This is a genomic window from Pseudomonas sp. 43A, assembly GCF_013363935.1.
In the GTDB taxonomy this organism is placed as follows: Bacteria; Pseudomonadota; Gammaproteobacteria; order Pseudomonadales; family Pseudomonadaceae; genus Aquipseudomonas; species Aquipseudomonas crudilactis.
Window position 1 is genome coordinate 5,049,433 of sequence record NZ_CP054880.1, and the last position, 20,426, is coordinate 5,069,858.

Genomic DNA, 20,426 nt, shown 5'->3' on the forward strand with positions numbered 1-20,426 from the left:
TAGACCGTTTCCGCTACAAGGTCAATTCCACAGTTTCGGAGCACGCCACATGTCGACCGCCATCAGTACACCGATAAACATCAGCAAACCCTGGCTCGCCGGCTTGATCACCAGCACGCTGTTTCTGATCGTCTGTCTGAGCTGGGGCACGACGTGGCTGGGGATCAAGATTGCCGTGGAAAGCGTGCCGCCACTGACGGCCGCCGGGCTGCGTTTTCTGATTGCCTTTCCGCTGTTCCTCAGCTTCGCGCTGTTGCGCAAGGAACCGCTGTTGTTTCCCCGGCAAAGTCGCTGGTTTTTTTTGTTCGTCACGCTGTCGTATTTCAGCCTGCCCTACTACCTGCTCAACTACGGCGAGATGCACGTGTCATCGGGCCTGACAGCGCTGCTGTTCAGTTGCATGCCGGTGTTTATCCTGCTGTTTTCCGCGCTGTTTCTGCGCGAGAAAATCTACCCGTCGCAGATGCTCGGTATCGCGATCGGCTTTGGCAGTCTGTTCATGATTATTCGTAGTCAGGGTCTGCACCTGGATCAGGCCGAATGGCTGGGGGTGCTAGCGATCCTGTGCGCAGCGGTGATGCACGCGCTGTGTTACGTGGTGACGAAAAAACACGGCAGCGCGATCAGCGTGATCACCTACAACACCCTGCCGATCGGTATCGCCGGACTGATGTTATTTATTGTCGGACTGAGCGTTGAGACGCCGGTATTCAGTGACGTTAGCGCGCGCTCGTGGGGCGCCCTGCTGTATCTGGGACTGGTGGCGTCGGTGGGCGGATTCATCGTTTACTTTTTACTGCTTAAACGCTTGAGCCCGATCATTCTGTCGTTCGTGTTTATCATTTTCCCGGTGTTCGCCGTGATCATCGGCGCCTGGTACGAGGGGCAAACCCTGTCCCGGGAGCTGATGATCTATTCGGCGGTTTTGTTGAGCGGGTTTGCGCTCACCAAATTGCCTGTGGAAAAGTGGTTCAGATAACCAACATATCCACAAAACGATTGACCGGGGTGGCTTCGAGCTGCGCCGGATCCTTGCACAACGCGAAGATTTCGCTGCTGCGCTGGCCGGTGAAGCGCGTGGCCAGGTTGGCTTTGAACTTGTCCTCAAGCAACGGAATGCCCTCGGCACGGCGGCGACGATGACCGATCGGGTATTCCACAACGACGTTGTCGGTGCTGCTGCCGTCCTTGAAAAACACCTGCACGGCATTGGCGATCGAGCGTTTGTCGGCCTCCAGATATTCGCGAGTGAAACGCGGATCTTCGACGATAACCATTTTCTCGCGCAGTACATCGATGATCGGGTGCGCCTTGTGGAAATCATCTTCGTACTGCTCGGCGACCAGATTGCCGAAGGCCAGCGGCACGGCGGTCATGTACTGGATGCAGTGGTCGCGGTCGGCAGCGTTGGCCAGCGGCCCGACTTTGGAAATGATGCGAATCGCCGATTCGTGGGTGGTGATGACGATTTTGTCGATTTCGTGCAGGCGATTGCGCACGTGCGGGTGCAAGGTCACCGCGGCTTCGCAGGCAGTTTGCGCATGAAACTCGGCGGGGAAGCTGATCTTGAACAGCACGTTTTCCATCACGTAACTGCCGAACGGCCGCGAAAAACTGAAAGCACGTTTATCTTCCGGTTTCAGCGCCAGATCGCTGTTGGTGTGGCTGAACAGCACATCATAAAAGCCCCACTGTTTCGCAGTCAGCACCCCGGGAATGCCCATTTCGCCGCGCATGGCGATGTCGGCCAGACGCACACCACGACTCGTCGCATCCCCCGCCGCCCAGGACTTTCGCGAGCCGGCGTTCGGTGCATGACGATAAGTGCGCAGTGCCTGACCATCGGCGAACGCGTGGGACAACGCCGACAGCAATTGCTCGCGATTGGCGCCCATCAGTTTGGCGGTGACGGCGGTTGAGGCGACTTTGACCAGAATGACGTGATCGAGTCCTACGCGATTGAAGGAGTTTTCCAGGGCGATCACGCCTTGAATCTCGTGGGCCATGATCATCGCTTCGAGTACATCGCGAATGGTCAGCGGTGCTTCAGCGTTGGCCAGGCGTTTCTGCGAGAGGTGATCGGCCACCGCGAGAATGCCACCGAGGTTGTCCGAGGGATGGCCCCATTCGGCGGCGAGCCAGGTGTCGTTGTAGTCGAGCCAGCGGACGATACAGCCGATGTCCCACGCGGCTTTGACCGGATCGAGGCGATAGCTGGTGCCGGGGACCCGCGCACCGTAAGGAACCACCGTTCCTTCGACTATCGGGCCTAGGTGTTTGGTGCACTCGGGAAAACGCAGTGCCAGCAGGCCACAGCCCAGCGTGTCCATCAGGCAGTTGCGGGCGGTATCGAGTGCTTCGGCAGAGGGGGCTTTGAAGGTGAGGACGTAATCGGCGATATCCTGCAGGACATGGTCGTAGTCGGGGCGGTTGTTCAGGTCGACGTTGGCGCTCATTGCGGTTCTCCTGTGCGGGAATGATGAGTGGTGCGGTCTTCCTCAGGGCTTGGCGGGTTGGGTCTGGTTGATTGCAGGTCTGGGGTGCCTGCTTGTTTTGGGTTTCTTCAGTGGGTGGGCCCCTCACCCTAGCCCTCTCCCGAGGGAGAGGGAACTGAATGGGGGATGCTTCAGAGGTTCACCGAAGTGAACGATCTGCGCTGAATCCATAATCGAGCAGGTGAATATCAAACTTCAGCACGCCCGATCCGCCCTCACTGAATCCATAATCGCCCCGATCTTTCAGGTCGATGTACATCTCCGGACACCTCGGTCGGCCCCCTCTCCCTCCGGGAGAGGGCTGGGCGGGCGGCGTTCCGATGAGGGTAAAAGATTTCAAGTCAGAAGGAATCCCCGGGGATGCGCACATAACCTTCCATCAGCACACGCGCACTGCGGCTCATGATTGCTTTTTTGACTACCCACTCGCCGTTTTCCAGGCTGGCTTCAGCGCCGACGCGCAGGGTTCCGGACGGATGCCCGAAACGCACGGCGCTACGTTCAACGCCACCTGCCGCAAGGTTCACCAACGTGCCGGAAATGGCTGCCGCAGTACCAATCGCCACCGCCGCCGTGCCCATCATCGCGTGATGCAACTTGCCCATCGACAAGGCGCGCACCAGCAAATCGACATCGCCGGCGCCAACCGCTTTGCCACTCGACGCCACGTAATCCGCAGGCTTGGCGACAAACGCGACTTTCGGCGTGTGCTGCCGTTTCGCTGCTTCATCGAGATTGGCAATCAAGCCCATGCGCAATGCGCCGTAAGCCCGAATCGTCTCAAACATCTGCAACGCTTTCGGATCGCTGTTGATCGCGCTCTGCAACTCGGTCCCGGTGTAACCGATGGCTTCGGCGTTGACGAAAATCGTCGGGATGCCGGCATTGATCATGGTTGCCTTGAAGGTGCCGACACCCGGCACTTCCAGCTCATCGATCAAGTTGCCGGTGGGGAACATCGAGCCACCGCCGCCCTCTTCTTCTGCCGCCGGGTCCATGAATTCAACCTGCACTTCAGCCGCCGGAAAGGTCACCCCGTCGAGTTCGAAATCACCGGTTTCCTGCACTTCGCCATTGGTGATCGGCACGTGGGCAATAATCGTTTTGCCGATGTTGGCCTGCCACACGCGCACCACCGCGACACCGTTGTGCGGAATGCGGCTGGCGTCGACCAGACCATTGCTGATCGCGAACGAACCGACCGCTGCCGAAAGGTTGCCGCAGTTGCCGCTCCAATCCACGAATGGCTTGTCGATCGAGACCTGACCAAACAGGTAATCGACGTCGTGATCAGCCTTGATGCTTTTCGACAGGATCACGGTTTTGCTGGTGCTCGACGTCGCGCCGCCCATGCCGTCGATCTGCTTGTCGTACGGGTCGGGGCTGCCGATCACGCGCAGCAATAAAGCGTCGCGAACCGGGCCGGGAATCTGCGCCGCTTCGGGCAGATCCTTGAGACTGAAAAACACGCCTTTGCTGGTGCCGCCGCGCATGTAGGTGGCGGGGATTTTAATCTGTGGTGCGTGAGCCATATTGCTCCTTACCGAAAGCATGGGACTTAAAATCCCATGCCCGCATCAGTTGATTTAAACGGCAACCGCCGACTCTTCGAGGAAGTCCTGAGCGAAGCGCTGCAACACGCCGCCAGCCTCGTAGATCGACACTTCTTCAGCGGTATCGAGACGGCAAGTGACCGGCACGTCAACGCGCTCGCCGTTCTTGCGATGGATCACCAGCGTCAGATCCGCGCGCGGTTTGCGCTCGCCGATCACGTCGTAGGTTTCGCTGCCGTCGATGGCCAGGGTGTGACGGTCAGTGCCCGCTTTGAACTCCAGCGGCAACACGCCCATGCCCACCAGGTTGGTGCGGTGAATGCGCTCGAAACCTTCTGCGGCAATCGCCTCGACACCGGCCAGACGCACGCCTTTCGCCGCCCAGTCACGGGACGAACCCTGACCGTAATCGGCGCCGGCAATAATGATCAGCGGCTGCTTGCGTTCCATGTAGGTTTCGATGGCTTCCCACATGCGCATGACCTTGCCTTCCGGCTCGACACGCGCCAGCGAACCCTGTTTGACCTTGCCGTTTTCCACGACCATTTCATTGAACAGTTTCGGGTTGGCGAAGGTTGCGCGCTGCGCGGTCAAGTGGTCGCCACGGTGGGTCGCGTAAGAGTTGAAGTCCTCTTCCGGCAGGCCCATTTTCGCCAGGTATTCGCCGGCGGCGCTGTCGAGCATGATCGCGTTGGATGGCGACAGGTGATCGGTGGTGATGTTGTCCGGCAGCACCGCCAGCGGGCGCATGCCCTTCAGCGGCCGCGCGCCGGCCAGCGCGCCTTCCCAATACGGCGGACGGCGAATGTAGGTGCTCATTTCGCGCCAGTCGTACAGCGGCGTGACTTTCGGGCCGGTGTCTTCGTGGACGGCGAACATCGGAATGTAGACCTGACGGAACTGCTCAGGCTTGACCGAAGATTTCACCACGGCGTCGATTTCCTCGTCGCTCGGCCAGATGTCTTTGAGGCGGATTTCCTTGCCGTCGACCACGCCCAACACATCTTTTTCGATGTCGAAACGGATGGTCCCGGCGATGGCGTATGCGACCACCAGCGGCGGCGAAGCGAGGAACGCTTGCTTGGCATACGGGTGAATGCGGCCGTCAAAGTTGCGGTTGCCGGAAAGCACGGCGGTGGCGTACAGATCGCGGTCGATGATCTCTTGCTGGATCAGCGGATCGAGCGCGCCGGACATGCCATTGCAGGTGGTGCAGGCGAAGGCTACGACACCGAAACCAAGCTGCTCCAGCTCAGTGGTCAGCCCTGCTTCGTCGAGGTACAGCGCGACGGTTTTCGAACCCGGTGCCAGCGAGGATTTCACCCACGGCTTGCGGGTCAGACCGAGTTTGTTGGCGTTGCGCGCGAGCAGGCCCGCAGCGATGACGTTGCGCGGGTTGCTGGTGTTGGTGCAACTGGTGATGGCGGCGATGATCACTGCGCCGTCGGGCATTTGCCCCGGCACGTCATCCCACTGCCCGGAAATGCCCTTGGCTGCCAGATCCGACACTGCAACACGAGCGTGCGGGTTGCTTGGGCCGGCCATGTTGCGCACCACCGACGACAGATCAAATGTCAGGCCGCGCTCGTATTGCGCTCCTTTTAGACTGTCGGCCCACAGGCCGGTGAGCTTGGCGTATTGCTCTACGAGCTGTACTTGCTGGTCTTCCCTGCCGGTGAGTTTCAGGTAATCGATGGTCTGCTGGTCGATGTAGAACATCGCCGCGGTGGCGCCGTATTCCGGGGCCATGTTGGAGATGGTCGCGCGGTCGCCGAGGGTCAGCGCCGCTGCGCCTTCGCCGAAGAACTCCAGCCACGCGCCGACGACTTTCTGTTTGCGCAGGTATTCGGTCAGCGCCAGCACCATGTCGGTGGCGGTGATACCCGGTTGCAGCTTGCCAGTCAGTTCGACGCCAACGCTTTCCGGCAGGCGCATCCACGACGCGCGACCGAGCATCACGCTCTCGGCTTCGAGGCCGCCGACACCGATGGCGATCACGCCCAAAGCATCGACATGCGGCGTATGACTGTCGGTACCGACACAGGTATCAGGGAATGCCACGCCCTCACGCACCTGGATCACCGGAGACATTTTCTCCAGGTTGATCTGGTGCATGATGCCGTTGCCCGGCGGGATCACGTCGACGTTCTTGAAGGCTTTTTTGGTCCAGTTGATGAAGTGGAAACGGTCTTCGTTGCGACGGTCTTCGATGGCGCGGTTCTTCTCGAACGCCTGCTTGTCGAAACCGCCCGCTTCCACCGCCAGCGAATGGTCGACGATCAATTGCGTCGGCACCACCGGGTTGACCTGCGCCGGGTCGCCGCCCTGCAACGCGATGGCGTCGCGCAGGCCGGCGAGGTCGACCAACGCGGTCTGGCCGAGAATGTCGTGGCAGACCACACGCGCCGGGAACCATGGGAAGTCGAGGTCGCGCTTGCGTTCGATCAGTTGCTTGAGGGAATCGGTGAGCGTGGCCGGGTCGCAGCGACGCACGAGGTTTTCCGCCAGCACGCGAGAGGTGTACGGCAGGGTGGCGTAACTGCCGGGCTGGATCGCTTCGACAGCTGCGCGAGCGTCGAAATAATCCAGAGGGCTGCCGGGCAGGGTTTTGCGGAATTCTGTGTTCATCGGGTCAGGACTCGGGTCACGGTGGTTGCAAAGGGTGGGCAAACACCGACCTGAAATTCACACCGGCCACTGTGGGAGCGAGCTTGCTCGCGAAGACGGACTGACATTCAGCATCAATGTCGACTGATCTACCGCATTCGCGAGCAAGCTCGCTCCCACAGGATCTGGGTGATTTCAATGCCGATGGTTGGCACTCACCATTCAGCGACGTTCTATTGGCACGAACTTGCGCTGTTCGACGCCGATGTACTCGGCGCTGGGGCGGATGATGCGGTTGTTGGCACGTTGTTCGAACACGTGCGCGGCCCAGCCGGTCAGGCGCGAGCAGACGAAGATCGGTGTGAACAGCTTGGTCGGAATGCCCATGAAGTGGTACGCCGAGGCATGGTAGAAATCGGCGTTGGGGAACAATTTTTTCTGCTCCCACATGGTCTTGTCGATGGCTTCGGATACCGGGAACAGCACCTTGTCACCGACTTCATCGGCGAGCTTTTTCGACCAGCCCTTGATCACCTCGTTGCGCGGATCGCTGTCCTTATAGATCGCGTGGCCGAAGCCCATGATCTTGTCTTTGCGCTCGAGCATGCCGAGGGTGCCTTTGATCGCGTCTTCCGGCGACGAGAAGCGCTCGATCATTTCCATCGCCGCTTCGTTGGCGCCGCCATGCAGGGGGCCGCGCAGCGAACCAATAGCGGCCGTTACGCAAGAATACAAATCAGACAGAGTCGAGGCGCAGACGCGGGCGGTGAAGGTCGAGGCGTTGAATTCGTGCTCGGCGTAAAGGATCAGCGAGACGTTCATCACCTTGACGTGCAGCTCGCTTGGCTTCTTGTCGTGCAGCAGGTGCAGGAAGTGGCCGCCGATGGTCGGCTCGTCGCTGACGCAATTGATGCGTTTGCCGTCGTGGCTGAAGCGATACCAGTAGCACATGATCGCCGGGAATGCGGCGAGCAGACGGTCAGTCTTGTCGCGCTGCTCAGAGAAGTCTTTCTCCGGTTCGAGGTTGCCGAGGAACGAGCAACCGGTGCGCATTACGTCCATCGGGTGGGCGTCGGCGGGGATGCGTTCGAGCACTTCTTTCAGCGCTTGCGGCAGGTCGCGCAGCTTGCTCAGTTTGCCTTGGTATTCGTCGAGCTGCGCCTGGGTCGGTAGCTCGCCGTAAAGCAGCAGGTAAGCGACCTCTTCAAATTGCGCATCGGCTGCCAGTTCGCGCACGTCGTAGCCGCGATAGGTCAGCCCGGCACCGGCCTGGCCCACGGTGGACAGTGCGGTTTGCCCGGCAACCTGGCCACGGAGCCCGGCGCCACTGAGTACTTTTGCTTCGGCCATTTCTATCTCCAATCTTGAATTTGTTAGGGAGTGTGGCGAAAAGATCGCAGCCTCGTTGCACTCGTCAGCTCCTACAGGGAATGCGGTTCATGTAGGAGCTGCCGCAGGCTGCGATCTTTTGATCTTTATTTCTTGGCGGCAAACAACGCATCGAGCTTCTGCTCGAACGTGTGGTAATCGATGCGATCGTAAAGCTCCATGCGAGTCTGCATGGTGTCGATGACATTCTGCTGCGTGCCGTCGCGGCGGATTGCGGTGTAAACGTTTTCCGCAGCCTTGTTCATCGCGCGGAACGCCGACAGCGGATAGAGCACCAGCGACACGTCGGCGCTGGCCAGTTGCTCGGTGGTGTACAGCGGCGTCGCGCCGAACTCGGTGATGTTGGCCAGGATCGGCGCTTTCACTCGGTTGGCGAACAGCTTGTACATCTCCAGTTCAGTGATGGCTTCCGGGAAGATCATGTCGGCGCCGGCCTCGATGCACGCGGCGGCGCGATCAAGTGCCGATTCCAGACCTTCCACCGCCAGCGCATCGGTACGCGCCATGATCACGAAGCTGTCGTCGGTGCGAGCATCGACGGCAGCTTTGATGCGGTCGACCATTTCCTGCTGACTGACGATCTCTTTATTCGGACGGTGGCCGCAGCGCTTGGCGCCGACCTGATCCTCGATGTGAATCGCCGCCGCGCCGTACTTGATCATCGACTTGACCGTGCGCGCCACGTTGAACGCCGACGAGCCGAAACCGGTGTCGACATCGACCAGCAGCGGCAAATCGCAGACATCGGTGATCCGGCGCACGTCGGTCAGCACGTCATCCAAGCCGGTGATGCCCAGATCCGGCACGCCGAGAGAACCTGCGGCCACCCCGCCACCGGACAGGTAGATCGCCTTGAAACCGGCGCGCTTGGCCAGCAGCGCGTGGTTGGCGTTGATCGCGCCGACCACCTGCAATGGGTGCTCGCTGGCGACCGCATCGCGGAAACGCTGGCCTGGAGTGCTGTGCTTGGAACTCATGACTCACCTCGTTCAGTGGCTGTCTTATTGTGGGCGCCGTCCTGGTAATGACGGGCGATGTTGCGTTTCGAGGCGCCGATGTGACGGCGCATCAACAATTCCGCAAGCTCGCCGTCACGGTCGGCGATGGCATCGAGAATGCGGTGGTGTTCGGCAAAGGCCTGGCGCGGGCGGTTCGGTGTGGTGGAAAACTGGATGCGGTACATGCGCACCAATTGATACAACTCGCCGCAGAGCATCTGCGTCAGCGTGCGGTTGCCGCTGCCCTGGATGATCCGGTAGTGAAAGTCGAAATCGCCTTCCTGCTGGTAGTAGCCGACGCCAGCCTGAAACGCCGCGTCGCGCTCGTGGGTTTCCAGCACCCGGCGCAGTTCGTCGATTTCTTCGACGCTCATGCGTTCGGCCGCCAGACGGCAGGCCATGCCTTCGAGGGATTCGCGGATTTCGTAGAGTTCGAGTAATTCGGCATGGCTGAGCGAGACCACGCGCGCGCCGACGTGCGGCACGCGCACCAGCAAGCGCTGGCCTTCCAGGCGATGAATCGCCTCACGCAATGGCCCACGGCTGATGCCATAGGTGCGCGCCAGCTCCGGCTCAGAGATCTTGCTGCCCGGCGCGATCTCGCCTTTGACGATAGCTGCCTGAATGCGCCGGAAGACGTTTTCCGAGAGTGTTTCGGAATCGTCGCCGCTGATGACCGGGGGATCGAGTTGATCCAGCATGATTGTCGACACCTTTAAATCCAATGCGGCAAAAACTAGCCAATTCGCCCGCATCAGTCAAAGGATAAATAGATATTGTCGACAATCGTCTAATAACAGCTTCTGACATCCCCAAGGGTTATAGACCGGCCCCGGCGCTGGCGCCATAAAACCACCGTGCTAGAATGCCGCCCGCATTTGCTGGCCATTTGTACGGCTTGTCATAAAAAGCTGATAGGCACACGAAGGGCCTTGCGCAAGTTTTGCCAGGGACCTGAACCGAAAACGGAACGCTGCGCACCAGGATTTATGAGACTCAAGCCCTTCCCCACATTCTTTGCCCTGTTTTGCCTGCCCGGCCTAGCCGCCGCGGGGGAAAAAACCGTGTACGGCCTCAACGAATACGCTTCGCTTGACGGCATCAATCTGGAAGTCGCGGCCAAACTCGACACCGGCGCGAAAACCGCCTCGCTGAGTGCCCGCGACATCAAACGCTTTAAACGCAATGGCGAGTCCTGGGTACGTTTCTACCTGGCGATCGACGCCGCGCATTCGCACCCGATCGAACGGCCGTTGGCCCGGGTCAGCAAGATCAAGCGCCGCGCCGGCGACTACGACCCGGAAGAAGGCAAGAAGTACACCGCTCGTCCGGTGATCGAGCTGGATATCTGCATGGGATCGGCAATGCGCAGCATCGAAGTGAACCTGACCGACCGAAGTGCGTTCCAATATCCGCTTTTGATTGGCTCCGAAGCGCTGAAACGCTTCGACGCGCTGGTCGACCCCAGTCTTAAATACGCTGCCGGCAAACCCGCCTGCACTATCGCCGCTCATACCGCCGAGTAATTTCCATGCGTTCTCTAACCTTCCACCTGAAAATCCTGATCACCATTCTGGTGCTTCTGGGCGTTTCGGTTACGGCCTATCAGATTTTCGTGCTCGGCATCCCGGTGACCGAAGATGCAACCGACGACTTGTGGAACATCGACGCCAAGGTCGAGTTCGTCGCCAGCACCAAGGATCCGGTGAAGATCCAGATGTTCGTGCCACCGTTGAGCCGCGATTACGTCAGCCTCAACGAAAGTTTTATCTCCAATAACTACGGCGTCGCCGTGAACCGCGTCGACGGCAACCGCAAGGTCACCTGGTCGGCACGCCGGGCCAAGGGCAACCAGACCCTTTATTACCGTCTGGTGCTGACCAAGCGCTACACCGCGGAAAAGACCAAGATCAAAGGCCCGACCTTCCGCGACAGCATCGCCATCGAAGGCCCTGAGAAAATCGCCGCCGAAGCCCTGCTCGCGCCGATCCGCCAGCACTCGGCCGACGTCGAAACGTTCATTGGCGAGGCGATCAAACGCGTCAACAACGTCAACGATGACAACGTGAAACTGCTGCTGGCCGGCGATCCGTCGACGCCGCACAAAGCCAAAATCGTCGAACTGCTGCTGTCCATCGCCCACGTGCCGGTGGAAAAAGTCCACACCATCCGCCTCGTCGCCGATCAGCCGCAAACGCCTGAACTGTGGCTGCGCAGCTTCAACGGCAACGACTGGCTGTACTTCAACCCGGAAACCGGCGAGCAAGGCCTGCCGACCGACCGCCTGCTGTGGTGGACCGGCGATGAAAACCTGATCACCGTCGACGGCGGCAAAAAAGCCAACGTGACCTTCAGCCTGAACAACAGCGAGATGAATGCGATTCGTCTGGCCAAGCTGACCGACGAGAACACCGACGCCAACTTCCTTGAATACTCGCTGTACGGCTTGCCGCTACAGACTCAGCAAACGTTCATGATCATGGTGATGATCCCGATTGGCGTGCTGGTGATTCTGATCCTGCGCAACCTGATCGGCCTGCAGACCCTCGGCACGTTCACCCCGGTGTTGATCGCCCTCGCCTTCCGTGAAACGCAACTGGGCTTCGGCATTCTGCTGTTTACCGTGATTACGGCGCTGGGCCTGTCATTACGTTCTTATCTGGAACACCTGAAACTGCAAATGCTGCCGCGACTGTCGGTGGTGTTGACCTTTGTCGTGGTACTGATCGCGGCCATCAGTCTGTTCAGTCATAAACTTGGTCTGGAGCGCGGCTTGTCCGTGGCGCTGTTCCCGATGGTGATTCTGACCATGACCATTGAACGCCTGTCGATCACCTGGGAAGAGCGCGGCGCCAGCCATGCGCTGAAAGTCGCGATCGGCACGCTGTTCGCCGCCTCTCTGGCGCACTTGATCATGACCGTGCCTGAGCTGGTGTACTTCGTGTTCACCTTCCCGGCGATCCTGCTGATTCTGGTCGGTTTCATGCTGGCGATGGGTCGCTATCGCGGCTACCGCCTGACCGAACTGGTGCGTTTCAAGGCTTTCCTGAAGAAGGCTGACGCCTGATGTTCGGTTTCTGGAAGACCTGGAAAGCGCTGGAGGCGCGGGGCATCATGGGCATCAATCGGCGTAACGCCGACTACGTGCTCAAGTACAACAAGCGCAGTCTGTACCCGATCGTCGATGACAAGATCATCACCAAGGAACGCGCCATCGAGGCCGGCATTCACGTGCCGGAGTTATATGGCGTGATCTCCACCGAGAAGGAAATCGACAAACTCGGCGAGATCATCGGCGGGCGCAGCGACTTTGTGATCAAACCGGCGCAGGGCGCCGGCGGTGACGGCATCATCGTGATTGCCGACCGCTTCGAGGGCCGCTATCGCACGGTGTCGGGCAAGATCCTTGCCCATGAGGAGCTGGAGCATCACATCTCGAGCATTCTCACCGGTTTGTACTCGCTGGGCGGCCACCGTGACCGGGCGCTGATCGAATACCGGGTGACCCCGGATCAGATCTTCAAAAGCATCAGTTATGAAGGCGTGCCGGACATCCGCATCATCGTCCTGATGGGTTATCCGGTGATGGCGATGCTGCGCCTGCCAACCCGGCAGTCTGGCGGCAAGGCCAACCTGCACCAGGGCGCGATTGGCGTCGGTGTCGATCTGGCGACCGGTTTGACGTTGCGAGGCACCTGGCTGAACAACATCATCACCAAACACCCCGACACCACCAACGCGGTGGATGGCGTGCAACTGCCCTACTGGGACGGTTTCATGAAACTCGCGGCGGGCTGTTATGAGCTGTGCGGGTTGGGCTATATCGGCGTTGATATGGTGCTCGATCAGGAGAAAGGGCCGCTGATTCTGGAGTTGAATGCGCGGCCGGGGCTGAATATTCAGATTGCCAATGACTGTGGGCTGACGTTGCGCACGCACGCGGTGGAAGCGCGGCTGGAAGAGCTGAAGGCGCGTGGGGTGACGGAGACGGTTGAAGAGCGTGTGGCGTTTACTCAGGAAATGTTTGGGCATATTCCTGCGGTCGAAGGCTAATAGCTCAAGAGCTGAAAAGCTAAAAGCCCCTCACCCTAGCCCTCTCCCAGAGGGAGAGGGGACTGACCGAGGTGGATGCTGGAAATACGCCGACTTGAAAGTCTTGAGTCGAACTCAGGCGTTGAAAAGTATGAAGGTCGGCGCCCTTTCCGAATTTCGAGTCGAACTCAGGCTTTGAAAAGCATAAAGATCGGCTCCCTTCCCCCTCGCCCCCTTGGGGGAGAGGGTTGGGGTGAGGGGGAGGCTTTTGACTTTGATCTGGCATCGGAGAGGACTACAATCCCCACCCCGCCTCAACGGCCGATCTGCCTCGCCCATGTTGACCTGTTCCGTACACCCGCTGCCCTACCGCGCCAATCCCGCCGACTACTTCGCGGCCATCCGCAACGCGCCCGGCGCCGTGCTGCTCGACAGTGGCCGCCCGAGCGCTGACCGTGGCCGTTATGACCTGCTCAGCGCCTGGCCGCTGGAACAACTGGCGGTGTTGCCGGACGAGAGCGGCGCGCACTTCCTGCAACGTCTGCGGAACAATCTCAGTCGCCTGGGTGAGGCTGATTTGCCAGCGGGTTTCGAGCTGCCATTCGCGGGCGGCTTGATCGGCTACCTGAGCTACGACTTCGGTCGGCATCTGGAAAACCTGCCGCGTCAGGCCCGCGATGATCTGCAATTGCCGGACGCGCGCTTTGGTCTGTATGCCTGGGCACTGATCAGCGATCACCAGTCGGCCACCAGCCAATTGGTCTTCCATCCGTCCATGATCGACAGCGAGAGACACCGGCTGATCGCGCTGTTCACCGAGCCGCATGCTGAGGCATTGACACCGTTCAAACTGAACGCCCCGATGACCGCCGACCTTTCGGCCGACGACTACCGCCAAGCCTTCGAACGCATTCAGCATTACATCCAGGCCGGCGATTGCTATCAGGTCAACTTCGCCCAGCGCTTCCGCGCTACGTGTCAGGGCGATCCGTGGCTGGCTTACTGCAAGTTGCGCGAAGCCTGCCCGACACCGTTCTCCGGTTTCCAGAGCCTGCCCGACGGCGGCGCGGTGTTGAGCCTGTCGCCGGAACGCTTCGTCAAAGTCAGCCAGCGTCAGGTCGAAACCCGCCCGATCAAAGGCACCCGCCCGCGCGGCCTGACACCTGACGAAGACGCCGCCAATGCCGCCGAACTGCTGGCCAGCCCCAAGGATCGCGCGGAAAACCTGATGATCGTCGACCTTCTGCGCAACGATCTTGGGCGCACCTGCCGCATCGGCTCGGTGCGCGTGCCGGAGTTGTTCAGCCTGGAAAGCTATCCGAACGTACATCACTTGGTCAGCAGCGTCACCGGTGAATTGGCGGATGATCGCGACGCACTGGATTTGATTGCCGGCAGTTTCCCCGGCGGCTCGATCACCGGTGCGCCGAAGATACGTGCGATGCAGATCATTGATGAATTGGAGCCGACCCGGCGCGGCCTGTATTGCGGGTCATTGCTGTACCTGGACGTGCGCGGCGAAATGGACAGTTCCATCGCGATTCGCAGTCTGTTGGTCAAGGATGGGCAGGTGTGTTGCTGGGGCGGTGGCGGGATTGTGGCGGATTCGGATTGGCAGGCCGAGTATCAGGAGTCGATCACTAAAGTGAAGATTTTGCTGGAAACCCTGCAGAACCTCTAAAAGCCATCGCGAGCAGGCTCACTCCTACATTTGGAATGCGTTCCCCTGTAGGAGTGAGCCTGCTCGCGATAGCGTCTTTTCAGACGACTACAAGCTCAACTCTCTGTTCGAGGCCTTGAGGAATTCCTGCTTCAACTCGGCAAACGTATGCACCGCAGGAAACTGCGGAAACTCGCGAATCACATTCTCCGGCGCATGAAACAGAATCCCGGCATCCGCCTCGCCCAGCATCGTCGTATCGTTATACGAATCCCCCGCCGCAATCACCCGGTAATACAGGCTCTTGAACGCCAGCACCGACTGCCGCTTCGGATCTTTCTGACGCAACTGATAGCTGGTCACCCGCCCGGTCTCGTCAGTAATCAAACGATGGCAAAGCAACGTCGGGAAGCCCAGTTGACGCATCAGCGGCTGCGAGAACTCGTAGAACGTATCCGACAGAATCACCACCTGAAAGCGTTCGCGCAGCCAGTTGACGAACTCCACCGCGCCATCCAGCGGCTTCAACGTGGCGATCACTTCCTGAATGTCCGAAAGCTTCAAGCCATGCTCATCGAGGATGCGCAGACGCTGCTTCATCAGCACGTCGTAATCGGGAATGTCCCGGGTGGTAGCCTTGAGGGAGTCGATTCCGGTTTTTTCGGCGAAGGCGATCCAGATTTCCGGCACCAACACCCCTTCAAGATCCAGGCAAGCAATTTCCACAAGACACTCCCGTTTGTATTGATTATTTGAGTCGAGCGAGGCCGAACTCTAGCCGCTCACATCCAGGCGTGCAACGCACAGCGCGCCCCGAGCGCTGCCGCTTTTTGTTACCATCGGCCCCATATAGAGCGCCCAGCGCCACCGACCTGTAGGAAGCCGCCCTGATGAGTGCAACGTTCGACATCGTGGAACTCGCCACGACCTATGCCAACAAATCCGCGCAAGACATCCTCAAACTCGCGTTTGCCGAGTTCGGCGATGACCTGTGGATATCTTTCAGCGGCGCCGAGGATGTGGTGCTGGTGGACATGGCCTGGAAGCTCAACAAGAACGTCAAGGTGTTCAGCCTCGACACCGGCCGCCTGCACCCGGAGACTTACCGCTTCATCGATCAGGTGCGCGAGCACTACAAGATCGACATCGAACTGGTGTCGCCGGACTACACGAAACTGGAACCGTTCGTGAAGGAAAAAGGCCTGTTCAGTTTCTACAAGGACGGCCACGGCGAATGCTGTGGCATCCGCAAGATCGAACCGCTGCGTCGCAAACTGTCCGACGTTAAAGCCTGGGCCACCGGCCAGCGCCGCGATCAGAGCCCGGGCACTCGCAGCGCCGTGGCAGCGATGGAAATCGACACCGCGTTCTCCACACCGGAGCGCACCCTGTACAAGTTCAACCCGTTGGCGCAGATGACCAGCGAAGAGATCTGGGGCTACATCCGCATGCTCGAGCTGCCGTACAACAGCTTGCATGAACGCGGTTTCATCAGCATCGGCTGCGAACCGTGCACCCGCCCTGTCCTGCCGAACCAGCACGAGCGCGAAGGCCGTTGGTGGTGGGAAGAGGCGACGCAGAAAGAATGCGGGTTGCATGCCGGGAATATCATCAGCAAGGCCTGATCTCCAATTCCAGTGACATCCCACTGTGGGAGCGAGCCTGCTCGCGAATGCGTAGTCCCAATCGACATCTTCGTTGACTGATCCAACGCATTCGCGAGCAGGCTCGCTCCCACACTCTGCACCTGCGCGACCTTAAAAACGTGTACACACGAATGTCACCATCGGTGCCATTTATGTGTGCACTTTTTACTTTGAGCGCCCTGAAAAGTTACATCCCAGCCAAAAACCCCTCGCCTCCGCCCGCCATCGAAATCGCCCTCCAAAAATAAATACCTGTTCGAACGGTCAATTTTTAACCAATTATTTTCAAAGACTTAACGAACTTAGATAACTTTTCGAAATGAGTACGGCCTTCTATAGAGCCGCAACTGGCACAAATCTGGCTTTAGTGCATGCATGTTTTGTATACAAAACTGCAAAACATAAACCCACTTTCGATCCGCAAGCCTGAAGCGCCCTATCCCGTACAGGCTGCAGATGCCCCGTAACCAGTGATGTTGCTGGCCGCGACGAAGATATGTCGAGCCTGACCGCTCATGCACAGTCATCGCGGCCCTGAACATCAGGAGCCTGCCGGAATGCGTACAAGTCTCTCCAACAACATCGCGCTGAATCTGCCCGCCTCTGCTCTCGATCAACCGTCGCCGCACGATGCCCTGATTGAGCCGCTGCAACTGAGTCCGCGTCTGCACAACAGTGATCTGGCGCCAACCAAGGCCGAAGGTCGACGCTGGGGCAAATACAGCATCTTCGCCCTGTGGACCAACGATGTGCACAACATCGCCAACTACTCGTTCGCCATTGGCCTGTACGCCTTGGGCTTGGGTGGCTGGCAGATTCTGCTGTCGCTGGGGATTGGTGCGGCGCTGGTTTACTTTTTCATGAACCTGTCCGGCTACATGGGGCAGAAAACCGGCGTGCCGTTTCCGGTGATCAGCCGGATCAGTTTCGGCATCCATGGCGCGCAAATTCCTGCGCTGATCCGCGCGGTTATCGCCATTGCCTGGTTTGGCATTCAGACGTATCTGGCGTCGGTGGTGTTCCGCGTGTTGCTCACCGCAGTGCATCCCGGCTTCGCCGAATATGACCACGATTCGATTCTCGGACTATCGACCTTGGGTTGGGTATGTTTCGTGGCGATCTGGCTCGTGCAACTGGCGATCCTTGCCTACGGCATGGAAATGGTGCGCCGTTACGAAGCCTTTGCCGGACCGGTGATTCTGCTGACCGTCGCCGCCCTCGCCGCGTGGATGTACTTCCAGGCCAACGCGACCATCGCCTGGGCGATCCGCGAACCGCTCACGGGTGGCGAAATGTGGCGCAACATTTTTGCCGGCGGCGCGTTGTGGCTGGCGATCTACGGCACGCTGATTCTGAATTTCTGCGACTTCGCCCGCTCTTCGCCGTGCCGCAAAACCATCAAGGTAGGAAACTTCTGGGGTTTGCCGGTGAATATTCTGGTGTTCGCCGCGATTACTGTCCTGCTCTGCGGCGCGCAATTTCAGATCAATGGCCGGATCATTGAAAGCCCGACCGAAATCATCGCCTCGATTCCCAACACGTTCTTCCTGGTACTCGGTTGCCTGGCGTTCCTGATCGTTACCGTGGCGGTGAACATCATGGCCAACTTCGTTGCCCCGGCGTTCGTCCTCAGCAACCTGGCGCCGAAGTACCTGACCTTCCGCCGCGCCGGACTGATCAGTGCGACCATCGCGGTGCTGATCCTGCCGTGGAATCTCTACAACAGCCCGCTGGTAATCGTGTACTTCCTGTCCGGTCTCGGCGCCCTGCTCGGCCCGTTGTACGGGGTGATCATGGTCGACTACTGGCTGATCCGCAAAGGCCGGATCAACGTACCGCAGCTCTACAGCGAAGATCCCAACGGCGCTTATTACTACAGCCGAGGCGTCAATTTCCGTGCGGTGGCGGCGTTTATTCCTGCGGCGCTGATCGCCATCGTCCTGGCACTGGTACCGGGCTTCCACAGCGTCTCGCCGTTCTCCTGGCTGATCGGCGCCGGGATCGCCGGAATGCTTTATCTGATCATCGCCAAGCGCCAGCCGCACTACGCCGACGTCAGCGGCGAATCGATCGCTGTCGACAACGTCTGCCATTAACTTCCTCGCGGCCCGGATTTCGGGCCGCAGAACTGCCCGCAATAAGGATTTCCCCATGCGTATTCTCGTGGTCAACGTCAACACCACCGAGTCCATCACTGAGGCCATCGCCCGATCGGCGCAGGCTGTTGCGTCACCCGGTACCGAAATCGTCGGTTTGACACCGTACTTCGGTGCCGACTCGATTGAAGGCAACTTCGAAAGCTATCTGGCGGCCATCGCGGTGATGGATCGGGTGATGTCCTACGATCAGCCGTTCGATGCGGTGATTCAGGCCGGTTACGGCGAACATGGTCGCGAAGGTTTGCAGGAATTGCTCAATGTGCCAGTGGTGGATATCACTGATGCGGCAGCGAGTACGGCGATGTTTCTCGGTCACGCGTATTCAGTGGTGACCACGCTGGATCGCACCGTGCCATTGATTGAGGATCGGCTGAAACTGTCGGGTCTGTGGGACCGTTGCGCGTCAGTGCGGGCCAGTGGTCTGGCCGTTCTGGAGCTGGAGCATGAGCCGCAGCGCGCGCTGGAAGCGATCGTGCATCAGGCTGAACTGGCGGTGACGCAGGACAAAGCCGAGGTGATCTGCCTGGGTTGCGGTGGCATGGCCGGGCTGGATGAGCAGATTCGTCGACGTACCGGGGTGCCGGTGGTGGATGGGGTGACGGCGGCGGTGACGATTGCGGAATCGCTGGTGCGCTTGCGTTTGTCGACGTCGAAGGTGCGAACGTATGCGACACCTCGGCCGAAGAACATCATTGGCTGGCCGGGGCGGTTCGCCCGCTGAGGTCATCCTCGGAAACCGAGTCGCCCCATTCGCGAGCAGGCTCGCTCCCACAGGGGAAATGCATTCCAAATGTGGGAGCGAGCCTGCTCGCGAAGGCAGCGACTCGGTCTAAAGCCTTGATCAAATAGCACTGAACCGCCGCGCCAACCCTCTCTCGGCAAACTGCTCAATCACATGATCGACAAACGCCCGCGTCTTGCCCGGCAACAACTTATGTTCGGCGTAATAGATCGAGATGTTGCCATCATCGACAAACCAGTCCGGCAACACCCGCTGCAACGTCCCCGCCTCCAGATAGCCCACCGCAAACGGCATGCTCACCAGCGCGATTCCCAAGCCTTGCGCCGCCGTCCTGCAAGCGGCCTCCGAATCACTCATGGTCATCCGCGCCTTGAGCATCAACGGCCGACAGTTCTGTGGATTGCGCCCGGTCAATTGCCAGGAACGCACGCGTCCGGTTTGCGGGGAACGGATCAGAATGCCGTCGTGATGGCTGAGGTCATCCGGCTCGATGATCGCGGGATTGGCCTGTAAATAGTCGGTGGACGCGACCAATATCCGGTGCGCCGGGCTCAACTTGCGCGCGATCACCCCTTGCGGCAGTTCAAAACCACCACCAATGGCCGCATCAAAGCCCTGTCCGATCAGATCGACCTGTCGATTATCGAAATGCCAGTCCGGATTGATCGCCGGATATCGTCGCAGAAACTCACCGAGCATCGGCACGATATGCAGGCAGCCAAACGCTGCGCCCATGCTGACTTTCAGCGTTCCCGCCGGCAGCCCTTCGACACTGGACAGATTGGCCACGGCATTTTGAATCGTCGTCAAACTGCCACTGACCTGATCCAGGAAAAGTTGCCCGGCCTCGGTCAGCGTCAGGCTGCGTGTACTACGCTGGAACAGCCGCACGCCGAGCCGCACTTCGAGTTTGGCCACACTTTTGCCGACGGCTGCCGGGGTCAGGCTCAAGCGCCGTGCGGCCTCGGCAAAGCTGCCGACTTCGGCACTGCGCACAAAGCATTCAATGCTGCTGAAGGTTTCCATGATCCGCCACTATAAACTTCTGGTTTACACAGACTATAGCAATCATGGTCTACACAGTTGTCGATACCACGCCGATACTCGGCACCAATAACAAGGCATTCCCGCCTTGACCACTCTGG

General features: G+C 59.5%; 16 protein-coding genes. 8 read left to right on the forward strand and 8 right to left on the reverse strand.

Features of this window, described 5'->3' with window-relative positions; genetic code table 11:
- The first annotated feature begins 49 nt into the window (after window positions 1-49).
- Complete coding sequence (locus HUW52_RS22005; protein ID WP_175554907.1) at window positions 50-979, forward strand: DMT family transporter; 930 nt, start codon at window positions 50-52, stop codon at window positions 977-979.
- On the opposite strand, the gene prpD is transcribed toward HUW52_RS22005, so the two are convergent.
- From prpD to HUW52_RS22035, 6 genes are all read right to left on the reverse strand, one after another.
- Window positions 972-2,456: a 2-methylcitrate dehydratase gene (prpD, locus tag HUW52_RS22010; protein ID WP_175554908.1), complete on the reverse strand. Its 1,485-nt coding sequence runs from the start codon at window positions 2,454-2,456 to the stop codon at window positions 972-974. The genes HUW52_RS22005 and prpD overlap by 8 nt on opposite strands.
- Before the next feature lie 380 nt (window positions 2,457-2,836).
- Window positions 2,837-4,027 (reverse strand): 2-methylaconitate cis-trans isomerase PrpF, encoded by a 1,191-nt coding sequence (gene prpF / locus HUW52_RS22015; protein WP_175554909.1) that lies wholly within the window; start codon window positions 4,025-4,027, stop codon window positions 2,837-2,839.
- 54 nt (window positions 4,028-4,081) lie between these two features.
- Complete coding sequence (gene acnD / locus HUW52_RS22020; RefSeq protein ID WP_175554910.1) at window positions 4,082-6,676, reverse strand: Fe/S-dependent 2-methylisocitrate dehydratase AcnD; 2,595 nt, start codon at window positions 6,674-6,676, stop codon at window positions 4,082-4,084.
- Window positions 6,677-6,877: 201 nt separating this feature from the next.
- On the reverse strand, window positions 6,878-8,005 hold the full coding sequence (prpC, locus tag HUW52_RS22025) for a 2-methylcitrate synthase (RefSeq protein ID WP_134175031.1): 1,128 nt from the start codon (window positions 8,003-8,005) through the stop codon (window positions 6,878-6,880).
- A 125-nt stretch (window positions 8,006-8,130) separates the two neighbouring features.
- Window positions 8,131-9,021, reverse strand: a complete 891-nt coding sequence (gene prpB / locus HUW52_RS22030) for a methylisocitrate lyase (protein WP_175554911.1) — start codon at window positions 9,019-9,021, stop codon at window positions 8,131-8,133.
- Entirely contained in the window at window positions 9,018-9,740 is a 723-nt protein-coding gene (locus HUW52_RS22035) for a GntR family transcriptional regulator (RefSeq protein ID WP_172828118.1), read from the reverse strand. Before HUW52_RS22035 ends, prpB begins: the two co-directional genes overlap by 4 nt.
- A 291-nt stretch (window positions 9,741-10,031) precedes the next feature.
- Between HUW52_RS22035 and HUW52_RS22040 the strand changes: the two genes are divergently transcribed.
- The 4 genes from HUW52_RS22040 (at window position 10,032) to pabB (ending at window position 14,755) form a co-directional block, all read left to right on the forward strand.
- On the forward strand, window positions 10,032-10,568 hold the full coding sequence (locus HUW52_RS22040) for an ATP-dependent zinc protease (RefSeq protein WP_016983749.1): 537 nt from the start codon (window positions 10,032-10,034) through the stop codon (window positions 10,566-10,568).
- Window positions 10,569-10,573: 5 nt separating this feature from the next.
- Window positions 10,574-12,109, forward strand: coding sequence for an inactive transglutaminase family protein (locus HUW52_RS22045; protein WP_016983748.1), 1,536 nt, complete (start codon window positions 10,574-10,576; stop codon window positions 12,107-12,109).
- A complete protein-coding gene (locus HUW52_RS22050) occupies window positions 12,109-13,095 on the forward strand; it encodes an alpha-L-glutamate ligase-like protein (RefSeq protein WP_016983747.1) in 987 nt (328 codons plus the stop codon). The genes HUW52_RS22045 and HUW52_RS22050 overlap by 1 nt, the downstream gene beginning before the upstream one ends.
- Before the next feature lie 316 nt (window positions 13,096-13,411).
- A complete protein-coding gene (pabB, locus tag HUW52_RS22055; protein ID WP_175554912.1) occupies window positions 13,412-14,755 on the forward strand; it encodes an aminodeoxychorismate synthase component I in 1,344 nt (447 codons plus the stop codon).
- 87 nt (window positions 14,756-14,842) lie between these two features.
- Here pabB and thrH read toward each other — a convergent pair whose 3' ends face one another.
- Entirely contained in the window at window positions 14,843-15,460 is a 618-nt protein-coding gene (gene thrH / locus HUW52_RS22060) for a bifunctional phosphoserine phosphatase/homoserine phosphotransferase ThrH (protein ID WP_158953916.1), read from the reverse strand.
- 164 nt (window positions 15,461-15,624) lie between these two features.
- Here thrH and HUW52_RS22065 point away from each other — a divergent pair, with 164 nt between their 5' ends.
- The 3 genes from HUW52_RS22065 (at window position 15,625) to HUW52_RS22075 (ending at window position 19,260) form a co-directional block, all read left to right on the forward strand.
- Window positions 15,625-16,359, forward strand: coding sequence for a phosphoadenylyl-sulfate reductase (locus HUW52_RS22065; protein ID WP_016985741.1), 735 nt, complete (start codon window positions 15,625-15,627; stop codon window positions 16,357-16,359).
- A gap of 578 nt (window positions 16,360-16,937) precedes the next feature.
- Complete coding sequence (locus HUW52_RS22070) at window positions 16,938-18,476, forward strand: NCS1 family nucleobase:cation symporter-1 (protein ID WP_175554913.1); 1,539 nt, start codon at window positions 16,938-16,940, stop codon at window positions 18,474-18,476.
- A 55-nt stretch (window positions 18,477-18,531) separates the two neighbouring features.
- Window positions 18,532-19,260, forward strand: coding sequence for an aspartate/glutamate racemase family protein (locus HUW52_RS22075; protein ID WP_007916448.1), 729 nt, complete (start codon window positions 18,532-18,534; stop codon window positions 19,258-19,260).
- A gap of 120 nt (window positions 19,261-19,380) precedes the next feature.
- Here the strand turns inward: HUW52_RS22075 and HUW52_RS22080 are convergent, their stop codons facing one another.
- Complete coding sequence (locus tag HUW52_RS22080) at window positions 19,381-20,307, reverse strand: LysR family transcriptional regulator (protein ID WP_175554914.1); 927 nt, start codon at window positions 20,305-20,307, stop codon at window positions 19,381-19,383.
- Window positions 20,308-20,426: the final 119 nt, after the last annotated feature.